Consider the following 22022-nt stretch of genomic DNA (forward strand, 5'->3'; position numbering starts at 1 on the left):
ACCGTGAATGTCGCCGGCTTCCCGGCAGCCATTGCTGTCATGGCCAGCCTGCTGCTGCCTGCCACGGCCTCCGCCACGGGCTGCAGGACACCGCTGCGCATCGCCTGGCCTTCCGACCGCGCACCCTTGTCGTCCAGCGAACAGGGTGAGGCACGGGGGCTCGGCGCGGTGTACCTGGAGCTGTTGGGCCGGCAACGGCCACTGCAGCTGCTGCCCGTGCCGGCCGCCAGCGTGGACCGGGATGAGCTGCCGGCCGGCACCCAGGCGCTGCTGGGGTGGCCACGCTCGCAGCTGCCCGCCGGGTGGGTGGCCAGCACGCCCTACCTGCAGCTGCCACAGGTGATCGTCCGCCGGGAGGGTACGCCGCCGGTGCTGGGCCTGGAAGATCTGCGTGGACGAACCGTGGCCAGCCCCAGCCGGATGCCGCTGCAGGGGCTGCTGGCCGAGCAGGCAGCGGGTGCACAGCTGCTGCCACCGGCAGCGCTGGACGATGCGCTCCCGCTGCTGGGCACCGGATTGATCGATGCGGTCGTCGCCAACCTCGGCGACGTCGAGGCCGCGTTGCGCCGCTACCAGGGCGATGCACTGCTGATCGCTGCGCCGGCCGGTTTCGATGATGCCCTGGTGCTGGCGACCACGCCCGCCTGCGCCGATGTCATCGCCGGCTTCGAGCAGGCGCTGTCGCAGCTGACCGATCCCGAGCGCGAACAGATCCGTGCGGACTGGCTGCCGGACCGGCCGCGTAATTCCCCGTCATCGTCGCCCCTGCGCTGGCTGGTGCCGGCCTCGTTGATCCTGCTCGCCCTGGCGCTGGTACATGCCTACGGTTACTGGCGGGTGCATCGCGAAAGCGTGCGCCGCCGAGTAGTGGAGCAGCGCCTGCAGGAGGTGACTGCGAACCTGCCGGCGGTGGTCTACCAGGCGCGTCGGTCGGCGGGCGGCCATTACAGCTTTCCGCAGATCGCCGGTGACGTGCAGGCCCTGTTCGGAATCAGCGTGGAGACCGCGCGGATCGATCACCAGCGGTTGTTGGCCGCGGTCCATCCGGATGACCGCAGCCAGGTGATGGCCTGTGTCGAGACGGCTGCATTGGCGCGTGGCCCGATCGACGTCACTTTCCGCACCCGTTCGCCACAAGGGTGGCGATGGGTGCGTTCGCATGGGCGGCCGTTGCCCTGCGACGACAGCGACGTCGAGTGGAGCGGCTATTGGATCGACGTCAGCGAGGTGCAGTCACGTACCCGCGCGCTGGCCGACGCGCGCCGCCAGGCCGAACAGGCAGCACAGGCCAAGGCGCACTTCCTGGCAACGATGAGCCACGAGATCCGCACCCCGATGAGCACCTTGCTGGGCATGCTCGAACGGCTGGCGGGCAGCAGGCTGGAGGCGCGCCAGCAGCAGGTGCTGGCCACGGTCGATGATGCCGCGCGGATGTTGCGGCAGATCCTCGACGATGTCCTGCACAGCCAGCGCCTGCAGGGCGCACCACTGCAGCTGCGGCCCATCGATCTGGCGGCACTGGTGCGCGCGGTGCAGCAGCTGCTGATGCCGGTGGCCGCCAGCCGCGGCCTGCACCTGCAGGTGGTGCTGGATCCGGAGATGCAGCCGGGATCGCTGGCCGACGGCCTGCGCCTGCGCCAGATCCTGTTCAACCTGGCCGGCAACGCATTGAAGTTCACCCGGCAGGGCCACGTGGAACTGCAGGTGCAGGTACTGCAGCAGCGTGACGGCGGCCAGCGGCTGCGCCTGCAGGTGAGCGACAGCGGCGTGGGCATCAGCGAGGAACGCCAGCAGGCGGTGTTCGCCGCCTATACCCAGGCGGAGCGCTCGACCACACGGCGCTTTGGCGGCAGTGGGCTGGGCCTGGCGATCTGCCGCGAGCTGGCAACCTCGATGGGGGCGGAGCTGCAGCTGCGCAGCTCCCCTGGGCAGGGCACCACGGTATGGATGGATCTGGACCTGGAGGCCTGCGAGGCACCCATGGCCGCACCTTCGGCGGCATCAGCGGATGAGCATCCATTGCCGGCGGCGTGCGTACTGGTGGTTGAAGACCATCCTACCAACCTGCAGCTGCTGGAGCAGCGCCTGTGCGCGCTAGGGCTGCGGGTCCACGCCTGTACCGATGGGCGGTCGGCGCTTGAAGCATGGCAGGCGCAGCCGTTCGAGCTGGTGATCACTGACTGCCACATGCCGGGCATGGACGGCTTCGCACTGGCGCGGGCGATCCGCGCTGATGCCTGCCCGGCACGTGCGCAGGTGCCGATCATCGCGCTCACGGCCAGCGTGATGGAAAGCACCCGCGAAGCCTGTCGCGCGGCTGGCATCGACCACTTCCTGGCCAAGCCGGTGGAGCCGCACGTGCTGCGGGCGCTGCTGGCGGTACTGCTGGCGCCGGACTCAGTGGGCCAGTAGCCGGACGATGCTGGCGGCGGCATCGCGGCCCTCGGCCACGGCGGTCACCACCAGGTCGGCACCGCGTACCGCATCACCACCGGCGAACAGGCGCGGATGCGCGGTCTGGAACGGCAGGCGATCCTTGCCTCCGGCCACGATACGGCCGTTGGACCGGCCTTCCACGCCGTGCTCGGCCAGCCATGCCGGAACGGTCGGCGAGAAGCCGAAGGCGATGATCACCACGTCGGCCTCCAGCAGCGATTCGCTGCCATCGATCGGCACCGCGTTCTGGCGGCCGTTCGCATCCGGCTCACCCAACCGGGTCTCGACCACGGTTACGCCGATTACTTCGTCATCGGCGCCGGCTTCGATCGACAGCGGCTGCCGGTTGAACAGGAAGCGCACACCTTCCTCGCGTGCATTGGCGACCTCGCGCGCGCTGCCGGGCATGTTTGCTTCGTCGCGGCGGTAGGCGCAGGTGACCTTGGCCGCGCCCAGCCGTATCGCGCTGCGCACGCAGTCCATGCCGGTATCGCCACCGCCGAGCACCACCACGCGCTTGCCGTTGAGATCGGGCAGGGCGATGGTGTCTTCCCAGCCGGCAATCGGCCGGCCCTTCGGATCATCACCACCGACGATGCGGCTGTTCTGCACCAGGAACGGCAACGCCGGCAGCACGCCTTTCAGGTCCTGGCCGTCGAGGCCGCCATCGGTGTAGCGGTAGGCGCCGGTGCCGACGAACACCGCATCGTGGGTATCCAGCAGCTGCTGCAGGCTGATGTCGCGGCCGATCTCCACGCCGAGGCGGAACTGCACCCCCATGCCCTCCAGCACGTCGCGGCGGCGACGGATCACGTCCTTGTCCAGCTTGAAGCTGGGGATGCCGAACTGCAGCAGGCCGCCGATCTGCTCGTAGCGGTCATAGACCACGGCGGCAATGCCGGCGCGAGCCAGGCGGTCGGCACAGGCCAGCCCCGCCGGACCGGCGCCGATCACCGCCACGCTGTGGCCGGTCGGCTGCACCGCGGCCAGATCCGGGCGCCAGCCACTGGCCAATGCGGTATCGACGATGTACTTCTCCACCGCGCCGATGGTGACCGCACCGAACTCCTCCAGCGTGCAGCTGCCTTCGCACAGCCGGTCCTGCGGGCACACCCGGCCGCACACTTCCGGCAGCGGGTTGGTGCTGTGGCACAGCGTGGCCGCCTCGTGGATGCGGTTCTCCTGCACCAGCTGAAGCCACTGCGGAATGGCGTTGTGCACCGGGCACTTCCAGCTGCAGTACGGGTTGCCGCAGTCCAGGCAGCGGCCGGCCTGGTACTGCGCGTCTTCCTTGCCGAACCTGCCGTACAGCTCACCCCAGTCGCCGGAGGTGCGCAGTTCCACCGGAATGCGCTGCGGCATGGTGCGGGGCAGGTCGAGGAACTGGAAAGCGTGCTTGCGGCTCATGGCGGGCTCTGTAATGCGAGGGGGAACGTTGCCGGCCAGCGGCCGGCACTACCGGAAAACATCACGCGGCGCGTCGCAGGGTTTCGGTCAGCGACTCGATGCTGGCGGCCTTCGGTTTGACCAGCCAGAACTTGCCGATGTAATCGCGGAACTCGTCCAGGATCTGCTGCGCCCAGATGCTGCCGGTCAGCTCGCGGTGGCGGCCGATCAGGCGGTGCAGGTGCTGGCGATAGTTCTCGAAGCCCTCGGCGGACACGCGATGGATGTCGATCAGCTCGTGGTTGTAGCGGTCGACGAAATCGCGATCAACGTCCAGCACGTAGGCCAGGCCGCCGGTGAAACCGGCACCGAAGTTCAGCCCGACCTTGCCCAGCACCAGTACCACGCCATCGGTCATGTACTCGCAGCAGTGGTCGCCGGCACCCTCCACTACCGCCAGCGCGCCGGAGTTGCGTACCGCGAAGCGCTCGCCCGCCCTGCCCGCGGCGAACAGCTCGCCGCCGGTGGCGCCGTACAGGCAGGTGTTGCCGATGATGGCGGTGCTGCGTGCCTCGAAGCGGGCACCGCGCGGCGGTCGCACCACCAGGCGGCCACCGGCCATGCCCTTGCCGACGTAGTCGTTGGCTTCGCCTTCCACCTCCAGGTGCAGGCCACCCACGTTGAATGCGCCGAAGCTCTGCCCGGCGCTGCCGCGAAAGCGCAGTTCCAGCGGTGCCTCGGCCATGCCCTGGTTGCCGTGCGCGCGTGCCACCGCGCCGGCCAGGCGGGTGCCGATGCTGCGGTCGGTGTTGTGGATCAGGAAGCGATGCTCGCCGCCGCGCTTGTGCTCGATGGCCGGGGCCAGCAGGCCATCCATCTGCGTGGCCAGGCTGTCCGGCGATTCGTACAGGCGCTGCGCGGCGCAGTGGCTGCCCTCGTAACGGGCATCGGCCAGCAGGCGCGACAGGTCCACGCGTACGTCGTCACGCGGCGCAGCCTCGATCTGGCGCAGCAGGTCGGTGCGGCCGACGATCTCTTCCAGCGAACGTGCGCCCAGGTAGGACAGCCAGCCACGCACTTCTTCGGCCAGCAGCCGGAAGAAGTTCTCCACGCGCTCCGGCTGGCCGGTGAAGTGGTTCTCGCGCAGGCGTTCGTCCTGGGTGGCCACGCCGGTGGCGCAGTTGTTGAGGTGGCAGATGCGCAGGTACTTGCAGCCCAGCACGATCATCGGCGCCGTGCCGAAGCCGAAGCTGTCCGCGCCCAGCAGCGCGGCCTTGACCACGTCCAGGCCGGTCTTCAGCCCGCCATCGGTCTGCAGCAGGGTGCGCCCGCGCAGGTCGTTGGCCAGCAGCGCCTGGTGCGCTTCGGCCACGCCCAGCTCCCACGGCACGCCGGCATAGCGGATCGAGCTGACCGGCGACGCACCGGTGCCACCGTCATGGCCGGAGATGGTGATCAGGTCCGCACCGGCCTTGACCACACCGGCGGCGATGGTACCAACGCCGGCATGGCTGACCAGCTTCACCGATACCAGCGCGGTCGGGTTGACCTGCTTGAGGTCGTAGATCAGCTGCGCCAGGTCTTCGATCGAATAGATGTCGTGGTGCGGCGGCGGCGAGATCAGGCCGATGCCCGGCCGCGCGTAGCGCAGACGTGCGATCAGTTCGTTGACCTTGTGGCCGGGCAGCTGGCCGCCCTCGCCGGGCTTGGCGCCCTGCGCGACCTTGATCTGCAGCACTTCGGCATTGACCAGGTACTCGGCGGTAACGCCGAAGCGGCCCGAGGCGACCTGCTTGATCTTGCTGCGCTTCGCAGTGCCATAGCGCGCGGGATCCTCACCGCCTTCGCCGGAATTGCTGCGGCCGCCGAGGCGGTTCATGGCGATGGCCAATGCTTCATGTGCTTCCGGCGACAGTGCGCCCAGGCTGATCGCCGCAGTATCGAAGCGCGGGAACAGGGTACTGGCTGGAGCGACCTCGTCCAGCGGCACGGGCGCGGCCGCCGGCACCAGCTCCAGCAGGTCACGCAGCGCCGATGGCGGGCGCGCATGCACCGCATCGCAGTACTGCTGCCACGCACGCGGGTCACCGCTGCGCGCCGCGCGCTGCAGGGTGGTCACCACGTCCGGGTTGTACATGTGGTATTCGCCGCCGTGCACGTACTTCAGCAGGCCGCCGACATCCACGCCCTGCTGCGCGTCCCAGGCCTGCGCGCACAGTTCGCGCGCGTCGGCATCCAGGCGGGCAAAGCCGGCGCCGCCGATGCGCGAGGCGGTATCGGGGAAGCACAGGTCCACCACTTCCGGTTCCAGGCCGATGATCTCGAACAGCTGCGCGCCGCGGTAGCTGGCCACCGTACAGATGCCCATCTTCGAGATGATCTTCGACAGGCCCTTGTAGATACCCTTGCGGTAGCGGCGGCCGATCTGCGATTGCTCGCCGCCCTTGCTGAGCTTGAGGATGCCGCGACGGCCCAGGTCGAACAGGGTCTGGTAGGCCAGGTACGGGTAAACCGCCGTGGCACCGAAACCGAGCAGGCAGGCCATGTGGTGCGGGTCACGTGCGGTGCCGGTCTCGACGATGAGGTTCACGTCGCAGCGCAGGCCCAGCCGAGACAGGTGGTGGTGGATGGCACTGGTGGCCAGCAGCGCATGCACCATCGGCCGCCCGGCCACCGGGTAGCGGTCGGACAGCAGCAGCATCACCATGCCATCGCGCGCGGCCTGTTCCGCTTCGCTGCAGATGCGTTCGATGCCGGCGCGCAGGCCTTCGTCTTCGCTGTAGGAAAGGTCGAGCAGGCGGTTGGCCTGCACGTACTGGTCCATCTTCAACAGCTGGCGCAGCTTGCGCTGGCTCAGTACCGGCGAATTGAGGATGACGTGGTTCACCGTCTCCGGGCCGGCATGGAAGATGTTGGTTTCCTTGCCGAGCTGGGTGGACAGCGACATCGCGCAGTCTTCGCGCAGCGGGTCGATCGGCGGGTTGGTGACCTGCGCGAAGGCCTGGCGGAAATAGTCGTACAGCGGGCGGCTGCGCTGGCTCAGCACCGCCATCGGCGTGTCGTCGCCCATCGAGCCGGTGGCTTCCTGCTCGGTCTCGGCCAGCGGCCGCAGCACCTGCTCCACCTCCTCGCTGCTGAGCTGGTACAGCTTGTGGTAGCTGCGCAGGGTGCCTTCGTCGAAGGGCTCTTCCACCAGCGACGGGTCGATCAGTTCGGTCTGCAGGTAGGTCACGCCCTGCTGCAGCCACTGCTTGTAGGGCGCGCGGCCGCGGTTGATGCGGTCCACCGCATCGGAGTCGAGCAGGTCGCCGCGCTTGAGGTCGATCGCGATCATCTCGCCGGGGCCGAGCTTGCCCTTGCGCACCACGCGCTCGGTCGGCACTTCCCACACGCCGGCTTCGGAGGCGACCAGGAAGTGGCGGTCGGCGGTGAGCATCCAGCGCGCCGGTCGCAGGCCGTTGCGGTCCAGCGTACACACCGCATAGCGGCTGTCGCAGGCGACGATGCCAGCCGGGCCGTCCCACGGCTCGCTGTTGAGGCCGTGGAATTCGTAGAACGCGGCCAGGTCCGGGTCCTTGAATTCCAGCGACTGCGTGGCCGGCGGCACCAGGATGCGCAGCGCCTGGATCAGCTCCATGCCACCGGCGACCATCAGCTCCAGCATGTTGTCCAGGCTCTGCGAATCCGAACCGTGCATGGAGATGACCGGATCGAATTCGGCGATGTCGAAGCGCGGGGTCTTCCACACCTTGCTGCGCGCTTGCGCCCAGCGCCGGTTGCCTTCGATGGTGTTGATCTCGCCGTTGTGGGCGAGCATGCGGAACGGGTGGGCCAGCGGCCAGCGCGGCAGCGTGTTGGTGGAGAATCGCTGGTGGAACACGATCGCGCTGGAGGCCAGCTCGCGGCGCTGCAGGTCCGGGAAGAAGCGGCTGAGCTTGTCCGGCAGCACCATGCCCTTGTAGCTGATCGCATCCGGGGTGAGGGTGGTGACGTAGAAGTCGGCGTGATCGCGCAGCTGCTGTTCGCTGCGGCGGCGGGCCAGGAACAACGCCAGCGCGAAGCCGGCATCATCCTGGCCAACCCCCGCATCGACGAACACCTGCTCGATGCGCGGCAGCGTGTCGCGCGCCAGTTGGCCGCAGACGCTGTCGTCGGTCGGTACCTCGCGCCAGCCAGCGACCTTGCAGCCCACCGCTTCCACCTGCGCCTGCAGCTGCGCGCGGCAGGCCTGCGCCGCGTCGGCGTCATGCGGCAGGAATACCAGGCCGGCGGCGAAACGCGCGGCGGTGGCGATGCCGGCTTCGCTGGCCAGCAGTTTCAGGAACGCATCGGGGCGGCGCAGCAGCAGGCCGCAGCCATCACCGGTCAGGCCATCGGCGGCAACACCGCCACGGTGGGTCATGCGCGAAAGCGCGGCGATGGCGGTATCAACCAACAGGCGCGATGGTTGATCGTCGAGCTGGGCGACCATGCCAAATCCACAGGCATCGCGCTCGGAGCGCGGGTCGTAAAGCCCTTGGCGGTTGCGGGGGGCCATCTCTACCTCGATGCGTATAGGGTTGGCGGCGACACTCGTCCCCGCTCATTCCCTGGAGCGCATCGTGAGGCCACCGGATGCCTCGACTAGATCACAGGTTGCTGCAACGCCGCAATACACGGTTGCAGGTGCAACAGAACGCGCCGGCAACCCAGTGCCGGCGCGGGGCGGGACTCAGCCGCAGCGCACGCCGCTGATGGCGCCCTTGGCGTCCACTTCGATGTTCAGGCGGTCGCCTAGGAACTCCATCGTGGCCACATCATTCGGCTTGAGCACGCGTACCTGGCTGGCGCCTGCATCTTCCTGCGCCTGCTTGCCCAGCCCATCGGTGTAGGCCTGGCCGACCAGGCTCTGCACCTGGCTGGCATCGCAGGTGCCGACCGGCGGCGCCTCGATGGCCTTGCCGGCTTCGTCGGCCGGTGCCTTGGCGGCTTCGGCCGCCTGCTGGGCGTGGGCCGTGGCCGAATCCTGTTCATCCAGCGCCGGTGCCTGGCAGGCGGTCAAGGCCAGCACAGCCGGCAGCAGCAGGGCGGAGAGCGAACGGGCGCGAATCGGGAACGACATCATGACTCCGGAAGGGGTTGTGAAGACCCGAGCATAGCGGCGAACCGGCCCTCACGTGTTTGTCTTGTGTTATCGACAGGATCGCGGCACGGCGACCGCGACACTACTGGCATGCCGACCGCCTCCACTCCCGAACGACAGGCCGCGCGCGCGGCCGGCCTGCGCTATGTCGACGACACCCAGCCGGGCATCAGCCGGCGCCGCGCCGGAAAAGGTTTCAGTTACCGCGATGCTGATGGCCACGCGATACGCGACGCCACCACCCTGCAACGCATCCGCGCACTGGCGATTCCACCGGCCTACACCGCGGTGTGGATCTGCGCCCACGCCAACGGCCACCTGCAGGCCACAGGCCGCGATGCGCGCGGGCGCAAGCAGTACCGTTACCACCCCGACTGGGCGAAGGAGCGCGACGCCGGCAAGTTCGACCGCATCATCGCCTTTGGCGAGGCCCTGCCCACGCTGCGGCGGCGGTTGTCGCGGGATCTGAAACGGCCGGGTTTCCCTAAGGAAAAGGTGCTGGCCATGGTGGTCGCGTTGCTGGCCGACACCCTGGTGCGGGTCGGCAATGAGACCTATGCGCAGCAGAACCGGTCATTCGGACTGACCACACTGCGTAACCGTCATCTGGAGCTGCTGCGTGGCGGCCGGGTGCGAATGCGTTTCCGCGGCAAGTCCGGGCAGCTGCAGGAGGTGACCGTGGGCGACCGCAGGCTGGGGCTGCTGGTGCGGCGCCTGCAGCAGCTGCCGGGGCAGGCGTTGTTCCAGTACCGCGATGACGACGGTGCGCTGCAGCCGGTCGACTCCGGTGCGGTGAACGACTACCTGCGCGAGGTGATGGGCGAGGACTTCACTGCCAAGGATTTCCGCACCTGGGGCGGGACCGTCGCGGCGGTGCAGGCGTTTGCTGCCACCGAGCTGCCGGAACCGGCCAGCCAGCGTGCGCTGGCGCAGGCACAGCGCAGCGTGGTGTGCCAGGTGGCGGCCCGGTTGGGCAACACGCCGGCGGTGTGCCGCAAGGCCTATATCGACCCGTGCGTGTTCGTCGGCTGGGAGCGCGGTGAACTGGCCAAGCTGGCCGGCCTGCGCGGGCCGCGCCAGTGGGAGCAGGCCACCCTGCGCGTGCTGCGCAGGGCACGCCGGCTCAGCCGCAGTCGTCAGCCGCAGTAGATCGCGACGATATTGTTGGTGCGGCCCTTCTCGATGGTCAGGCGGTCGCCGCCTTCGCTGGCCGGTGGCACCCGCGGGCCGTCGTGGCGCAGGACCCGCACGTGCAGGCTGTCGCTGTCCACGCGTGCGCGGGCCACAGTGGCGTCCGAGGCGGCCAGGCCCACCGCGCCGCGCACCCTGTCGCTGTGGCACTGGCCGGAAATCACGCCGTCGATCGGCTGCACCTGGGCCATCGGTGTGCTGCTGCAGGCGGCGAGGGCAAAGCAGACGGCGGCGGTGGCGATGGCATGTTTCATGGAGGCGTTCCCTGTGTGGTTGCGTGCAGGGTGCGACGGCGCACGTGGTGGCGGAATGAATGCCGTGCACATCGTGGACACGGCGCGCTCACTGCCGCCAACAGCGTGCGTAGAGAGACTGCAGGTGCGGCGTGCGCCGCCCCCCCGGTAGTGTCGGCCGCTGGCCGGCAGCCCCGTTCCCTCCCGAGGAGACCTGCATGGCCACCACCAAGAAGACACCCGCCCGCCGAAAGGCATCGCCGAAAGTGCGTAAAGGCAGCACCCCGGCCAAGGCGGTCGCCGACCCCGATCGCCCCCGCGTAGTGAAGACCGCGACCCGCAAGGCGGCCGCCAGCGATCCGCGGGCAGCACGCGTCGCGGCCCGGCAGCGGCGCCTGCAGGACCAGGAGAAGGCCAAGGACGCCCGGGCGGCCAGCAAGGCCACGAAGAAGACCGCAACCCAGGCCGGCGCACGGCGCCAGCCGGAGGCGATGCCGGCGCAGCAGCTGGCCAAGCCCGGGCATGAGCACGAACTGGAGCTGGCGCCCCGCTTCCTTGCACCCGACTACGCGGGCAGCGGCAAGCTGCATGGCATGCGGGCGATCGTCACCGGTGGCGACTCCGGCATTGGCCGTGCGGTGGCGGTGCTGTTCGCACGCGAAGGCGCGGACGTGGCCGTGCTGCACCTGGACGAGGCCGAGGACGCGGACATCACCCGCCAGCACGTGGAGCGCGAAGGCGGTCGCTGCGTGGTGATCGCCGGTGACGTGCGCGATCCGCGCTTCTGCGACAAAGCGGTGAAGCAGGTGGCCAAGGCGTTCGGCGGCATCGACATCCTGGTCAACAACGCCGCGTTCCAGCTGCACTGCGAGCGGCTGGAAGACCTGGAAGACGCGCACCTGCAGGAGACCCTGCAGACCAACATCGGCGGTTACATCCAGATGGCGCGCGCGGTGCTGCCGCATCTGGGCGAGGGCGCCAGCATCATCAACACCGGTTCGGAAACGGGCATCTTCGGCAGCAAGGCGCTGATCGACTACTCGGCCACCAAGGGCGCGATCCATGCGTTCACCAAGTCGCTGGCCAGCCAGCTGCTGCCACGTGGCATCCGGGTGAACTGCGTGGCGCCGGGGCCGGTGTGGACGCCGCTGAACCCGGCCGACAAGCAGTCCGAGGACGTCGCCGAGTTCGGCAAGGACAGCGACATGGGCCGGCCCGCACAGCCCGAGGAACTGTCGCCCGCCTATGTGTTCCTGGCCTCTCCGGCCTGTGCCAGTTACATCAGCGGGGTGATCCTGCCGGTGATGGGCGGTCCACGTGGGTGAGACGGGCCTGCCGGCCGCTGGCCGGCAGCCTCAGGGCACGGTCACCGCAGGCGCATAGAGATCGGCAATGCGTGGAATGAACTGCTGCGGATTGGCACCGACCAGGTTGGTCAGCACCACCACCGCCACGCCGCGCTCGGGATAGACCACGAACGCCGCACGCGCACCGCCGATACCTGCCACCTGCAGGTCGGGCGATGCGCGCAGTACCGGCCAGCCCTCCGCCCACGGGCCGGCACGGCCATCCGCCAAGCGCTCTGCGCTCCACATCCGCCGCAGGGCCGCCTCCGGCAGCAGGCGGCCTTCGGTCAGCGCGGCCAGCCAGCGCGCGGTGTCGTCGGCGGTGGTGAGGATGCCGCCACCGGCCCACAGCGAAGGCGGTATGTCGTAGAACCAATGCGACAGGCGTGGCGGTGCATCGGCCGCGTCGGTGGCACGCGGGGCCAGGCTGTACATCGTCGCCGCATCCGGAATCAGGTCGTAGCTGTCGCCGAAGGTGGTGCGTGCCATGCGCGCGCTGCTGAACTGGCCGGTGGCGAGGAAACGTTCGTAGGGCATGCCGGATTGCTTCGCGATGATCCGTGCCAGAAGAACGTAGTTGGTCTGGTTGTAGGCGAAGCGCTGCCCGGGTTCGGCTTCGACCGGCTGCGCAGTGACGGCCGCCCACGCCTGCGCTTCTGAGCCAGCGCCCAACAGCCCGTTCGCATCAAGGATGTCCGGAAGGCCGGAGGTATGCGCCAGCAGCTGGTGTACGCGTACGTCTCTCCACGCTGGTGGAAGATCATCCAGGTAACGCGAGGCCGGCGCGTCCAGATCCAATCGCCCCTCCTGCGCCAGCTGCGCGGCGGCCACGCCGGTGAACGCCTTGGTGGCCGAGTTGAGCGGGAAGCGGGTGTGGCGCGAAGCAAGCACGCCGTTCTCGACGTTGGCCAGGCCGTAGGCTTCAGACAGCACGATCTGCCCGTCCTTGACCACCGCGACCTGCAGCCCGGGGATGCGCTGCTGCATCATGATCTGGCGGATCAGGCGGCGGGTCTGGTCGTTGGCATGGTCCTGGCTGGCAGAGACGGCGGTGAAGGGCAGGGCACTGATGAGCATGAGCACGACTCGGAGCATTGGACGGAACATGCGGAATTCCAGCGGGCGTTGCGGATCGGATGCGGACAGCACGCCAAAGGTTTAAGTGCTCGGCGCCGCTACCGTTCGTCGGCCCATGACTTCCGGGGGGTTGACTACAGCTGTCGTCAAGCTGACAGTGGCGACACGTGTAGTCAAGGGAGTGGTGTCATGCGTGGCAAGACCATCGGGGACCAGGAGCTGGCCCTGCTGCAGTACATCGATGAACATGCGCCGGCCAGCGTCGGCGAGGTCGCCAGTGGATATGGAGAGGCCCGAGGCCTGGCCCGTTCCACCGTGCTGACGATGATGGAGCGGCTGCGGGCGAAGGGGTATCTTCAGCGCCGGCAGCAGGACGGCGTCTACCGCTACCAGGCCACCCGTGGCCCGCAGAGCGTGCTGCAGGGTGCCGTGGCCCAGTTCGTCGACAACACCCTGCAGGGCTCGGTGTCGCCGTTCGTGGCCTACCTGTCGCAGCGCCAGCAGGTCAGCGACAACGAGCTGGCCGAGCTGGAAGCGCTGGTCGCCCAACTCCAATCGCGTCGCCACGAGGGCTGAGCCATGGACACCACGATGCTGATCCCGATGCTGGAACGGCTGGGCTGGACCAGCCTGCAGACCGTACTGCTGGTGGCGCTGGTGTACGGCCTGTGCCGCGTGCTGCCGTCGCTGTCGGCGGCCACCCGCTGCCGCCTGTGGTGGCTGGTCTCGCTGCAGGCCGTGCTCGGCCTGTTCTGGAGCCAGCCGTTGCAGTTGCCCTGGCTGCCGGCCCCGCAGGCGGTGGCGATGACCGCGACCGACGTGGCCGCTGACATGGTCTACCCGCTGGCCCCGGAGGCCTCGGCACAGTTGCTGGCCGCGATGCCGATGCCTGCAGCGGACGTGCCGGCAGTGGCGTGGTGGGCCGTTGCACTGGCTGCGCTGTGGGCATCCGGCGTGCTGCTGATGGCGCTGCGCACCTTGGGTGAGTGGCGCCGCTGCCGCGCACTGCTGGCTGCGGCCTATCCCTGCGAGGACGAGGCGCTGGTACAGGCGCTGCAGCTGGCCTCCGATGCGCACGGCGTGCGTCCTGCGCCGCGGTTGTGGATGAGCACGCAGGTGGACGCACCGCAGCTGGTCGGGCCGTTCCGCCCGGTGCTGCTGCTGCCGGCCGGCGACAACGCCCTGCAGGGCGACGCGCTGGACCTGGCCCTGACCCACGAACTGCAGCACCTGCAGCGGCGTGACCTGCAATGGGGCCTGCTGCCTGCACTGGCCCAGCACCTGTTCTTCTTCCACCCGCTGCTGCGCCTGTCGGTGCGTGAATATGCACAGGCGCGCGAGGAAGCGGTGGATGCAGCGGTGGTTGGCCAACATGGCGCCAGCCGCCAGGCCTATGGCCGCCTGTTGCTGCAGTTGGGCGTGGCCCCGCAGCCGCATCTGGGCGTGGCCAGCGCCGCACCGAGCACCACCAGCCTCAAGCGTCGCCTGCTTTCGCTGCAGTCGCCCCGGTCCTGCCCGCGTCTGCTGGCGGTGGCGCTGACCGCTGCGGTGGTGGTGGTGGGCGTGGCGCCGATGCGGCTGGTCGCAGCGCCGGTGCCGCCCGCCCCGCCCGCCCCTCCGGCCGCGCCGAAGGCCGTGGCGCCGCCACCGCCTAAGGCCCCGGAAGCACCGTCCGCACCGCCGGCGGCCGCGGCTGCCCCAGCGGCACCTGCCGCACCGGCAGCCCCGGCCGAACCTGCTGACGCGACCGGGCCCGACGATGCCGACGTGGCCGACGTCGACGATTCCACCGGCATGGCCGAAGACGATGAAGGCACGGTGTCGGCCGCCCGCTCCATCACCACCTACGGCCGCCTGGACCTGGGCAAGTCGCCCCGGGAGGCTTTTGTGCTGGTCGATGGTGATTCGACTTTCGCCAACGGCGGCATGGACGACGTGACGGTGGCCCGCAGGCAGCTCGGCAAGGGCCCGGCGCTGTGGTTCCGCCAGGGCGACAAGCGCTATGTGGTGCGCGACCCGATGCTGATCCAGAGCCTGCAGCGTGCCTACAGTGGTGCCGCAGAGCTGGGTCGCCAGCAGAGCGAACTGGGCCGCCAGCAGAGTGCGCTGGGTCGCCAGCAGGGCGAACTCGGCAGGCAGATGGGTGAGATGAGCCGCCTGCAGGGCGAGGAGTCGCGCCGCATCGCACTGATTGCCGCCGAGGCTGCACGCAATGCGATGGCCGCCCACGACATCAACCGTGAGGCCGCCGCGGAAGCGGCGAAGGCAGCGCGCGGTGCAACCGGCGATATGGCCGTTGCGCGTGAGGCTGCACGCGAGGCCGCCGCCGAGGCACGTCGTGCGATGCAGGAAGCCCGCAGCGAGGCCACGCAGTCCGGCCGCACCCGTGACATGCGGCGTCTGGCCAACCAGCAGTCTGAACTGGCCAGCCGCCAGGCGGCACTGGGCAGCCAGCAGGCCGCGCTGGGTGAGCGCCAGGCACGTGTGCATGCGCAGGCATCGCAGCAGGCACAGCAGGTGATCGCGCGTGCACTGGCCAGCGGCAAGGCCGAGCGCCTCTGAAACGGCGGTAGCGCCGGGCCATGCCCGGCGAGCGCAGCGGCACACCTGAAGAGGGAAGGCGCCGGGCATGGCCCGGCGCTACCAGCGGAACATCAACCGCAGCTGGCGCGTTCGATGCGGTTCTGCGCATCCACCTGCACGGTCACGCGGTCCTGACGGAAGTCCATGGTCACCGCCATGCCAGGCTTGACCACCCGTGCATTGCGCGCGCCGCTGGCGCTGACCAGCTGCTTCACGGTGGCCTCGTCGGCGGTCTTGCCGGTGAAGGGTTCAAGCTTGTCGGGCTGGCACTCATGCGGGCCATCGGCCGCCGGTGGCGGCGTGGTCTCATGCGCGGTACTGCTGCCGGCATGGCTGCAGGCGGCCAAGGGCAGGATGGCGAGCAGGACCAGGGGATTGAGGCGCATCGTCGGGCTCCAGGCGTGGATGGTGGCGGCAGTGTCACCGCTGCCACCGTCAGGGCATGTCAACGCTGCCCCGTGTCATTACTGCCCGACCAGCGCCAGTGTCTCGCGCTCGCGCTGTTCCTCGCGCACCAGCCGCTGCAGCAGCAAGGCCAGCGTCACCACGTCCTGATGATTGTGATCGGCCACCCGGCGCAGGTTCACGGCGTCGCCGCCACGCAGGAAGCGCAACCATGCTCCCGGTGCCTCCGAGCCCGGCAGGTCGTCCTCGCGCACCACGCGCAGCAGCTGGCGCTCGATGGTGGACAGCCTGCAGTTCTCCCAGGTGCCGCGATAGCGGCGACGGGTGGGGTAGAGCAGGTCGACGTGGTCCAGCGCGGTGATCGGATCGCGTTGGCGCGCCAGCCGGTAGCGCGCCTTCAGCAGCGGCGCATCGTAGCTGCGGCCGTTGTAGCTGCAGAACACGGTGGAGGGCTGCAGCCAGCTGGCGAAGGTGGCCAGCATCGCTTCTTCCGCAGCCATGGTGGACATCAGCAGCTGGCGGATGCGCAGGCCTTCGCCACGCTGCGGGCACACGTACCAGTCGGCCGCGCCGATCATGAAGGCACGCGTGCCGGTGCCACCGGCCAGGCCGGTGGTCTCGGTATCGAAGAACAGCAGGTCGCGCGCAGCTACGTGCTGGTCCTCGCGCTTGGCGAAGGCCAATGACAGCGGGGTGGTCGGGATTGGTTGCGGCTGCAGCGATTCGATCAGGAACAGGCCCGGTGCGATCTCCTCGCCGGGCAGCTGACGATCCTGTGCGCTGGCGCGTGCCGGCGTGGTACTGCCGCGGGAGCGCAGGCCGAGCAGGCGATGCAGGCTGCCTACTTCCGGCCGACGCAGCGGTACGGGTGCCGGTGCGGAGGCCGCAGCGCCGGTCGGCTTGTGGCGGATTTCCTGTTCGACCCAGGCGAACACCGAACGTTCGGCCGGTGGTTGCCGCGCATCGTTGGCGGCCACGGATGCCGGTGGCGCAGGGGGCACGTCCGGCGCGGCCGGTGTGCTCGCCTTCGGGTCGCCGGCCTGCTTCCGCAGCAGGCGCAGCTTGTCCAGGCTCAGGCTCACGGTGCCAGCAACTCCATCGGCTCGCGCGTGGTGATCACCACGTCGGGCACATCCTGGCAGGCGTCGGCATCGAACAGGTCGAGCACGCGCAGCGCCAGCGTGCGCGGCGAAGTCTCATCGTCTTCCTGCGCGGCCAGCACCGGGCCCACGCAGGCCGGGCAGCCAGCCTTGCAGTCGCAGCGCTGCACCAGTTCGCGCGCGCGCTGCACCAGTTCGGCCTGGCGTTGCCACAGCGGTTCGCTGAGGCCGACACCGCCGGGGAAGTTGTCGTACAGGTACACGGTGGGCACGAATTCCTGCAGCAGCTCCACTCCAGCGGGATCGCCCTCGCTGCCGCGCAGCTGGCCACGGCCGCTCTGGTCGGCGATCGCGAACCAGGAACCATCGCCGTTGCCGACCGACTTCTGCAGGTCGCGCGCATCGGCCATCACCGCCACGGTGGCGACGATGTGCAGCGCGTAGGCGGCGCCGAGGAAGCCATCCAGCGCATCCTGCTTGCTGGCGAAGGCGCGCAGCAGCAGCGCCTGTGGCAGCTGCCACCACACCGCCGTGGTGTGCAGTTCCTGGTCGGGCAGGTTCACCGGCCCGTAGCCGATGTTTTCGTGGGTGTAATAGCGGATCTTCTTGTAGCCGGCCACGCGGCGTACCACGTGCACTTCGCCGTGGTGCGAATCGCCACGGCCGGCCACGCCGCCATCGAAGCGGTCGAGCACCTTGAGCTTGGTGAAGTCGATGCTGTCGGTGTAGTAGTCCACGTGGGTGCGGGTGACGTAGGCCTTGCGGCCGTCCCAGTCCAGCGTCTCCACCTGGTATGGAGTGGACTGAACCATGTGGATGGCGCCTTCGTACAGGGTGAGTGCGGCGGCGGAATAATCGACCTCGGCGATGATCTGCTGGCGGCCATCGCTGCGGTCGACCACCACGAAGTTGCCGTCGGCCACGGCACGCAGGCTGACCGCATTGGCCGGATAGCTGTCGGCGATCCATTCCCAGCGCTCGCCTTCGCGATGGATGACTTCGGTTTCAGCCAGCGCTTCCAGGAACACTTCCGGATCGATCGGGCCGAAGCCATCGCCGACCCGGAACGGCAATTCAAAGGCCGCGCAGCGGATGTGGTCGAACAGGATCAACGGCTGGTCCGGCGCGATGCGCGCATGTTCGGGCGAGGCTTCGGCGAAGAAGTCCGGATGTCGCACCACGTACTGGTCCAGCGGCTGCGAACTGGCCACCATCACCCCCAGCGCGGGCTGCTGGCGGCGACCGGCGCGGCCGAAGCGCTGCCAGGTGGCGGCCACGCTGCCGGGATAGCCATTGAGAATGACCACGTCCAGGCTGCCGATATCCACGCCCAGTTCCAGCGCCGACGTGCTGACGATGCCGTCGATGTTGCCGGCGCGCATCGCACGCTCGGTCTCGCGCCGCTCGGTGGGCAGGTAGCCACCGCGGTACGCCCGGATGCGCGGCGGTTTGCGCGGGTCGTGGTCGAAGATGTCCTTCAGGTACTTGGTCAGCACCTCCACCATCAACCGCGTCTGCGCGAACACCAGGGTCTTCAGCCCGGACTTGATCGCGATGCGCGCGATGCGGTTGCTCTGCGACCGCGCCGAGGCGCGCAGGCCCAGGTCCGGATTGATCACCGGCGGGTTCCACAGCAGTACCTGTTTCGGTCCGCTGGGCGCACCGGATTCGATGATCGCGGTGACCGGCGCCTCGATCAGCGCCTCGGCATGCGCCTGCGGGTTGCCGATGGTGGCCGAGCACAGGATGAACTGCGGTTGCACGCCGTAGAACGCGCAGATGCGCTTGAGCCGGCGCAGCACGTTGGTGACGTGGCTGCCGAACACGCCGCGGTAGGTGTGTACTTCGTCGATGACGATGTAGCGCAGGTTCTCGAAGAACTGCGCCCACTTGGTGTGATGCGGCAGGATCGCCTGGTGCAGCATGTCCGGATTGGACACCACGATGTCGCCATGCAGGCGGATCGCCTGGCGCGCATCACCCGGGGTATCGCCATCGAAGGTGAAGGCCTTGACGCCCAGATCGCCAGCACGGTTGAGTTCCAGCAGCTCGGCCACCTGGTCCTGTGCCAGCGCCTTGGTCGGGAACAGGTACAGCGCCTTGGCCTTGTCCTGCATCGCCGCGCTGACCACGGGCAGGGTGTAGCACAGCGACTTGCCGCTGGCGGTGGGGGTGACGATGGCCACGTGCTCACCACGCTGGCTGGCCTCCCAGGCCTCGGCCTGGTGGCTGTAGAGCTGCTCGATGCCGCGTGCCTTCAGGGCCGCGGCCAGGGCCGGCGGTACCGCGTCGGGAATGGGGGCATAGCGGCCCTCGCGGCCGGGAATGGCAAAGCTGCCGGTGATGCGGTCCTGGTAGCGGCGCTGCAGGCGCGCGCTGAGCAGGGCGCCGTCACGGGCGGGCAGGCCATCGCGGGTGGCGAGCTTCTGCTCGGCATCGGCGGTGCGCTTGGCGAGTTCGTAAGCCATGGAAGAGGAAGCGGGGACGGATTGCGAGGGGTCACATGGCACCACATCCACGTCTCAGGATGTGAGACATCGCGCGCGAAGGGCGTGAACCGTTCAGTGCCACGGGTCCGGACGCTGCGCGATGTCCGCGTCAAGCGCCTCGCTGCGGCGGAGGAACTGCACCATGCAGATCACAATCCGCACCGCGTGCCAGCCCAACGCCAGCAATGCCACCGCCCCCCAGCCAGACGCAAGCGGCCAGCCCAGCTCCAGGCGCTGCGACCACGGCATCCAGGCGGCGCCGAAGACCAGCACGCACAGCAGCAGGCCCAGCCACGCCAGTTGCCAGGACCCTCCCGGGGGCGGATAGCGGCGTCGGTCGCTGGCCAGGCACCACGCCGTGCCAGCGCCCAGCACTGCGCCGTCACAGGCGCGCACATCCAGCAGCATCGAGCGCCTGCGGGAGAATGCCGCAGCGTGCTCCCATTCCGCTGGAAGCTGCACACGCCGGTCATTGCCCAGCAACCACACCCGTGATGTCTGGGCAGTACGCTGGTACGCGCGCAGGCGCCCGCGGACCCGCAGCACGCGCTGCGCTGTCGCAGGGCCGTTGCGGCGAGGGAAGCCCAGCCAGGCCGCAAGACCGGCGATGGCGAGCAACGGCATGGCGAGCAGGCCCGGGACGCCGGTGGCGGCCCACAGCGCCAGTGCGGCAATCAGCAGCGGGGACGGGCGCAGGCCGGGACCCCGTCGCATCGAGACTTCTTCGGGTGTCTCCAGGCGCTCGCCACAGACGCGGCTGGTGGCTGCATCCGGCCGTGCAGCAGCGATGGTGAAGCCATTGAGACGCACCACCATGGCCACGTGATCACCCAGTACCACGTCAGCTTCATTGTCTTCCGAGAGGTAGGGCCATGCCTGTCTTGGCACCAGCACGGGAATGCCAGCCAGAAAGCCGTCACCGACCGGGAAGCTGTTCCGCCACGCCCCGCCGGTGAAGGCGCCACTCAGCCGCTTTATCTGGTCGTCATGGTCGCAGCCGGTCAACGCGCGCACCGGTGCCAGTGCCATGTGTTCGTCCGCGCCCAGCGTCCGCAGCGTGCTGCTCCGGCGCAGCGAGGCGATGCCTGCGCGGACACGCGATGTCCATTCGGCTGCGGTCGCGATGACCATCAGGCACACGACCGCCAGACCAACCAGTACTGCCGCGCGCGACATCAGCAGGCGACTGGCCGACGCGGCGGGCGTGTGGAGGGAGCTGTCATCAAGGAGGGCCTTACCGGGAAAACCGCAGGATGCCGTCCCCGCGCCCCGAGGGGAATGAAGTTCGTTGCAAACTTCGGCGCCCAGGCCGCGCAGCGACGATGCGTGACACACCCTGAATGCCCCCGCCGATGCCAACGAAATCTGAAGCCCGCATCCGTATCCTTGTTCACTGGACGCAACCAACAGGGTGGATGGCTGTGGCACGACCGGGAACGCAGGGAGCACTGCTGGCCAGCCTGTTGCTGGCGGGCATCGCGCAGGCGCAGCAGGCAGCGCCGGTAGCGGTGTCCGATCCTGTGCCCGCTCCCCCTGCTGATGCCCCGGCAGCACCTGCCGCGCCGATCTCCACCACCCTGCCGCAGGACAATGTCACCACCCTGGGCGAAGTGCGTGCGCTCAAGCCCGATGACGAACCGCTGGACCTGTACCGCTTCAAGAATCCCGTGAAGTTCGGCGACAACCGCTTCAGCCGCGACTGGAGCGAACCGCCCTCGCCGGAGCAGGTCAGTATGGGCGGCGGCTACATCATGATGGGCGTGGTCAAGGGGGTGATGGCGGCGGCCAAGGGGATCAACAAACTCACCGGCGGACCTGCGCAGATCCAGGCCGCCGTGGCGCGGCCACCGCCCGAGCTCAGTGCCGAACAGCAGCAGCGTGCGCTGCGGTTCTCCCAGGAGCAGGATGCCGGTGATGCACCGCCGGTGAAGTAGGGCGGTATATTCTGCCGGCTCCTCCACCGGTAGTGCTGCCATGTTCCTGCGTTCGATCTGCCTGTTGGCCGCCTTGCTGCCGGTCTCCGCCTTCGCGGATGGCATTGCCGATGATGGCGCCTGCCGCAATGGTGCGTTTCCCTCCGGACAGAGCCGGTTCGCCCTGGCGCGGGTGGTCGATGCGCCCCGTCTGTATCTGCTGGGTGACATGGACGGCTGCCCGGCGAAAGGCGAACCGGCCTGCCGCCAGCGCAGCTATGTGGTCAATGGCGATACCGTGGTGACCGGGCGTGATCTCGGCCGCTATCGCTGCGCGTTCTTCCCAAACAAGGTGGGCGGCAGCGCCGGTTGGGTCGACCGCAGCAAGCTGCAGGCGTTGCCGGTGGTCGTGCCAGCGCTGCAGGATTGGGCGGGCGAGTGGAAGGATGGCGACAACGGCCTGAAGATCCGCGTGCAGGGCGGGCAACTTCATGTGGAGGGTGACGCCTACTGGCCCTCAGCCAACCCCACGCCGGAACAGCGTCCCTACGGGCCGAACATGGGCCAGGTGGAAGCCCGGGCGACGCCGCGTGGTGCTGATGTGGAATTCGTCGAGGACACGTGCCGGGTGCGCGTGCATTCGCTGGGCGAGGTGCTGATCGTGGCCGACAACAGCGAATGCGGTGGCATGAACGTGCGTTTCAACGGTGTGTACCGGCGCGCCGGAAAACGTTGAATGGC

General features: G+C 68.9%; 16 protein-coding genes. 7 read left to right on the forward strand and 9 right to left on the reverse strand.

What is annotated here, in order from left to right; translation table 11 throughout:
• Positions 1-3 precede the first annotated feature (3 nt).
• Positions 4-2412: an ATP-binding protein gene (locus tag AC5P8C_RS16350; RefSeq protein ID WP_495219166.1), complete on the forward strand. Its 2409-nt coding sequence runs from the start codon at positions 4-6 to the stop codon at positions 2410-2412.
• Here AC5P8C_RS16350 and AC5P8C_RS16355 read toward each other — a convergent pair.
• The 3 genes from AC5P8C_RS16355 to AC5P8C_RS16365 all read right to left on the reverse strand — a co-directional run bounded on the left by AC5P8C_RS16355 (position 2398) and on the right by AC5P8C_RS16365 (position 8923).
• Positions 2398-3843 (reverse strand): FAD-dependent oxidoreductase, encoded by a 1446-nt coding sequence (locus AC5P8C_RS16355; protein WP_019661976.1) that lies wholly within the window; start codon positions 3841-3843, stop codon positions 2398-2400. The genes AC5P8C_RS16350 and AC5P8C_RS16355 overlap by 15 nt on opposite strands.
• Positions 3844-3904: 61 nt before the next feature.
• Entirely contained in the window at positions 3905-8359 is a 4455-nt protein-coding gene (gene gltB / locus AC5P8C_RS16360; RefSeq protein WP_019661975.1) for a glutamate synthase large subunit, read from the reverse strand.
• 174 nt (positions 8360-8533) lie between these two features.
• Positions 8534-8923, reverse strand: coding sequence for an I78 family peptidase inhibitor (locus AC5P8C_RS16365; RefSeq protein WP_026347258.1), 390 nt, complete (start codon positions 8921-8923; stop codon positions 8534-8536).
• Between the two features lie 111 nt (positions 8924-9034).
• On the opposite strand from AC5P8C_RS16365, the gene AC5P8C_RS16370 reads away from it, so the two are divergent.
• Positions 9035-10093, forward strand: a complete 1059-nt coding sequence (locus AC5P8C_RS16370) for a DNA topoisomerase IB (protein ID WP_019661973.1) — start codon at positions 9035-9037, stop codon at positions 10091-10093.
• Here the strand turns inward: AC5P8C_RS16370 and AC5P8C_RS16375 are convergent.
• Positions 10081-10389, reverse strand: a complete 309-nt coding sequence (locus tag AC5P8C_RS16375) for a putative periplasmic lipoprotein (protein WP_019661972.1) — start codon at positions 10387-10389, stop codon at positions 10081-10083. The two genes, AC5P8C_RS16370 and AC5P8C_RS16375, sit on opposite strands and share 13 nt — an antisense overlap.
• A gap of 197 nt (positions 10390-10586) precedes the next feature.
• Here AC5P8C_RS16375 and AC5P8C_RS16380 point away from each other — a divergent pair, with 197 nt between their 5' ends.
• Positions 10587-11693: an SDR family oxidoreductase gene (locus AC5P8C_RS16380; protein ID WP_019661971.1), complete on the forward strand. Its 1107-nt coding sequence runs from the start codon at positions 10587-10589 to the stop codon at positions 11691-11693.
• A gap of 30 nt (positions 11694-11723) precedes the next feature.
• On the opposite strand, the gene AC5P8C_RS16385 is transcribed toward AC5P8C_RS16380, so the two are convergent.
• A complete protein-coding gene (locus AC5P8C_RS16385; RefSeq protein WP_032955530.1) occupies positions 11724-12791 on the reverse strand; it encodes a serine hydrolase domain-containing protein in 1068 nt (355 codons plus the stop codon).
• A 189-nt stretch (positions 12792-12980) separates the two neighbouring features.
• Between AC5P8C_RS16385 and AC5P8C_RS16390 the strand changes: the two genes are divergently transcribed.
• Positions 12981-13367, forward strand: coding sequence for a BlaI/MecI/CopY family transcriptional regulator (locus AC5P8C_RS16390; protein WP_019661969.1), 387 nt, complete (start codon positions 12981-12983; stop codon positions 13365-13367).
• A 3-nt stretch (positions 13368-13370) separates the two neighbouring features.
• Positions 13371-15353 carry a M56 family metallopeptidase gene (locus AC5P8C_RS16395; protein ID WP_019661968.1) on the forward strand — a complete coding sequence of 661 codons (1983 nt, stop codon included), beginning with the start codon at positions 13371-13373 and terminating at the stop codon, positions 15351-15353.
• A gap of 92 nt (positions 15354-15445) precedes the next feature.
• Here the strand turns inward: AC5P8C_RS16395 and AC5P8C_RS16400 are convergent, their stop codons facing one another.
• The 4 genes from AC5P8C_RS16400 to AC5P8C_RS16415 form a co-directional block, all read right to left on the reverse strand.
• Entirely contained in the window at positions 15446-15760 is a 315-nt protein-coding gene (locus AC5P8C_RS16400; RefSeq protein ID WP_019661967.1) for an I78 family peptidase inhibitor, read from the reverse strand.
• 78 nt (positions 15761-15838) lie between these two features.
• Positions 15839-16861 (reverse strand): ribonuclease H-like domain-containing protein, encoded by a 1023-nt coding sequence (locus AC5P8C_RS16405; protein WP_233653412.1) that lies wholly within the window; start codon positions 16859-16861, stop codon positions 15839-15841.
• Complete coding sequence (locus tag AC5P8C_RS16410; protein ID WP_019661965.1) at positions 16858-19347, reverse strand: DEAD/DEAH box helicase; 2490 nt, start codon at positions 19345-19347, stop codon at positions 16858-16860. The genes AC5P8C_RS16405 and AC5P8C_RS16410 overlap by 4 nt, the downstream gene beginning before the upstream one ends.
• 93 nt (positions 19348-19440) lie before the next feature.
• The gene (locus tag AC5P8C_RS16415; protein ID WP_233653414.1) at positions 19441-20499 is read right to left on the reverse strand and encodes a hypothetical protein; all 1059 of its coding nucleotides are present in this window, start codon (positions 20497-20499) and stop codon (positions 19441-19443) included.
• A gap of 284 nt (positions 20500-20783) precedes the next feature.
• Between AC5P8C_RS16415 and AC5P8C_RS16420 the strand changes: the two genes are divergently transcribed.
• Both AC5P8C_RS16420 and AC5P8C_RS16425 read left to right on the forward strand, forming a co-directional pair.
• The gene (locus AC5P8C_RS16420; protein WP_019661963.1) at positions 20784-21302 is read left to right on the forward strand and encodes a hypothetical protein; all 519 of its coding nucleotides are present in this window, start codon (positions 20784-20786) and stop codon (positions 21300-21302) included.
• 40 nt (positions 21303-21342) lie between these two features.
• Entirely contained in the window at positions 21343-22017 is a 675-nt protein-coding gene (locus AC5P8C_RS16425) for a hypothetical protein (RefSeq protein ID WP_019661962.1), read from the forward strand.
• Positions 22018-22022 lie beyond the last annotated feature (5 nt).

It is taken from the genome of Stenotrophomonas sp. YJH_SMC_46 (assembly GCF_059370315.1).

Excerpts from the sequence above, each read along its gene's own strand:
- AC5P8C_RS16395 (WP_019661968.1), top strand. The coding sequence starts at position 13,371 with ATGGACACCACGATGCTGATCCCGATGCTGGAACGGCTGGGCTGGACC.
- AC5P8C_RS16415 (WP_233653414.1), bottom strand. The coding sequence starts at position 20,499 with ATGGTCATCGCGACCGCAGCCGAATGGACATCGCGTGTCCGCGCAGGC.
- gltB (WP_019661975.1), bottom strand. The coding sequence starts at position 8,359 with ATGGCCCCCCGCAACCGCCAAGGGCTTTACGACCCGCGCTCCGAGCGC.
- AC5P8C_RS16355 (WP_019661976.1), bottom strand. The coding sequence starts at position 3,843 with ATGAGCCGCAAGCACGCTTTCCAGTTCCTCGACCTGCCCCGCACCATG.
- AC5P8C_RS16385 (WP_032955530.1), bottom strand. The coding sequence starts at position 12,791 with ATGCTCATCAGTGCCCTGCCCTTCACCGCCGTCTCTGCCAGCCAGGAC.
- AC5P8C_RS16380 (WP_019661971.1), top strand. The coding sequence starts at position 10,587 with ATGGCCACCACCAAGAAGACACCCGCCCGCCGAAAGGCATCGCCGAAA.
- AC5P8C_RS16400 (WP_019661967.1), bottom strand. The coding sequence starts at position 15,760 with ATGCGCCTCAATCCCCTGGTCCTGCTCGCCATCCTGCCCTTGGCCGCC.
- AC5P8C_RS16410 (WP_019661965.1), bottom strand. The coding sequence starts at position 19,347 with ATGGCTTACGAACTCGCCAAGCGCACCGCCGATGCCGAGCAGAAGCTC.
- AC5P8C_RS16370 (WP_019661973.1), top strand. The coding sequence starts at position 9,035 with ATGCCGACCGCCTCCACTCCCGAACGACAGGCCGCGCGCGCGGCCGGC.
- AC5P8C_RS16365 (WP_026347258.1), bottom strand. The coding sequence starts at position 8,923 with ATGTCGTTCCCGATTCGCGCCCGTTCGCTCTCCGCCCTGCTGCTGCCG.
- AC5P8C_RS16390 (WP_019661969.1), top strand. The coding sequence starts at position 12,981 with ATGCGTGGCAAGACCATCGGGGACCAGGAGCTGGCCCTGCTGCAGTAC.
- AC5P8C_RS16425 (WP_019661962.1), top strand. The coding sequence starts at position 21,343 with ATGTTCCTGCGTTCGATCTGCCTGTTGGCCGCCTTGCTGCCGGTCTCC.
- AC5P8C_RS16420 (WP_019661963.1), top strand. The coding sequence starts at position 20,784 with ATGGCTGTGGCACGACCGGGAACGCAGGGAGCACTGCTGGCCAGCCTG.
- AC5P8C_RS16375 (WP_019661972.1), bottom strand. The coding sequence starts at position 10,389 with ATGAAACATGCCATCGCCACCGCCGCCGTCTGCTTTGCCCTCGCCGCC.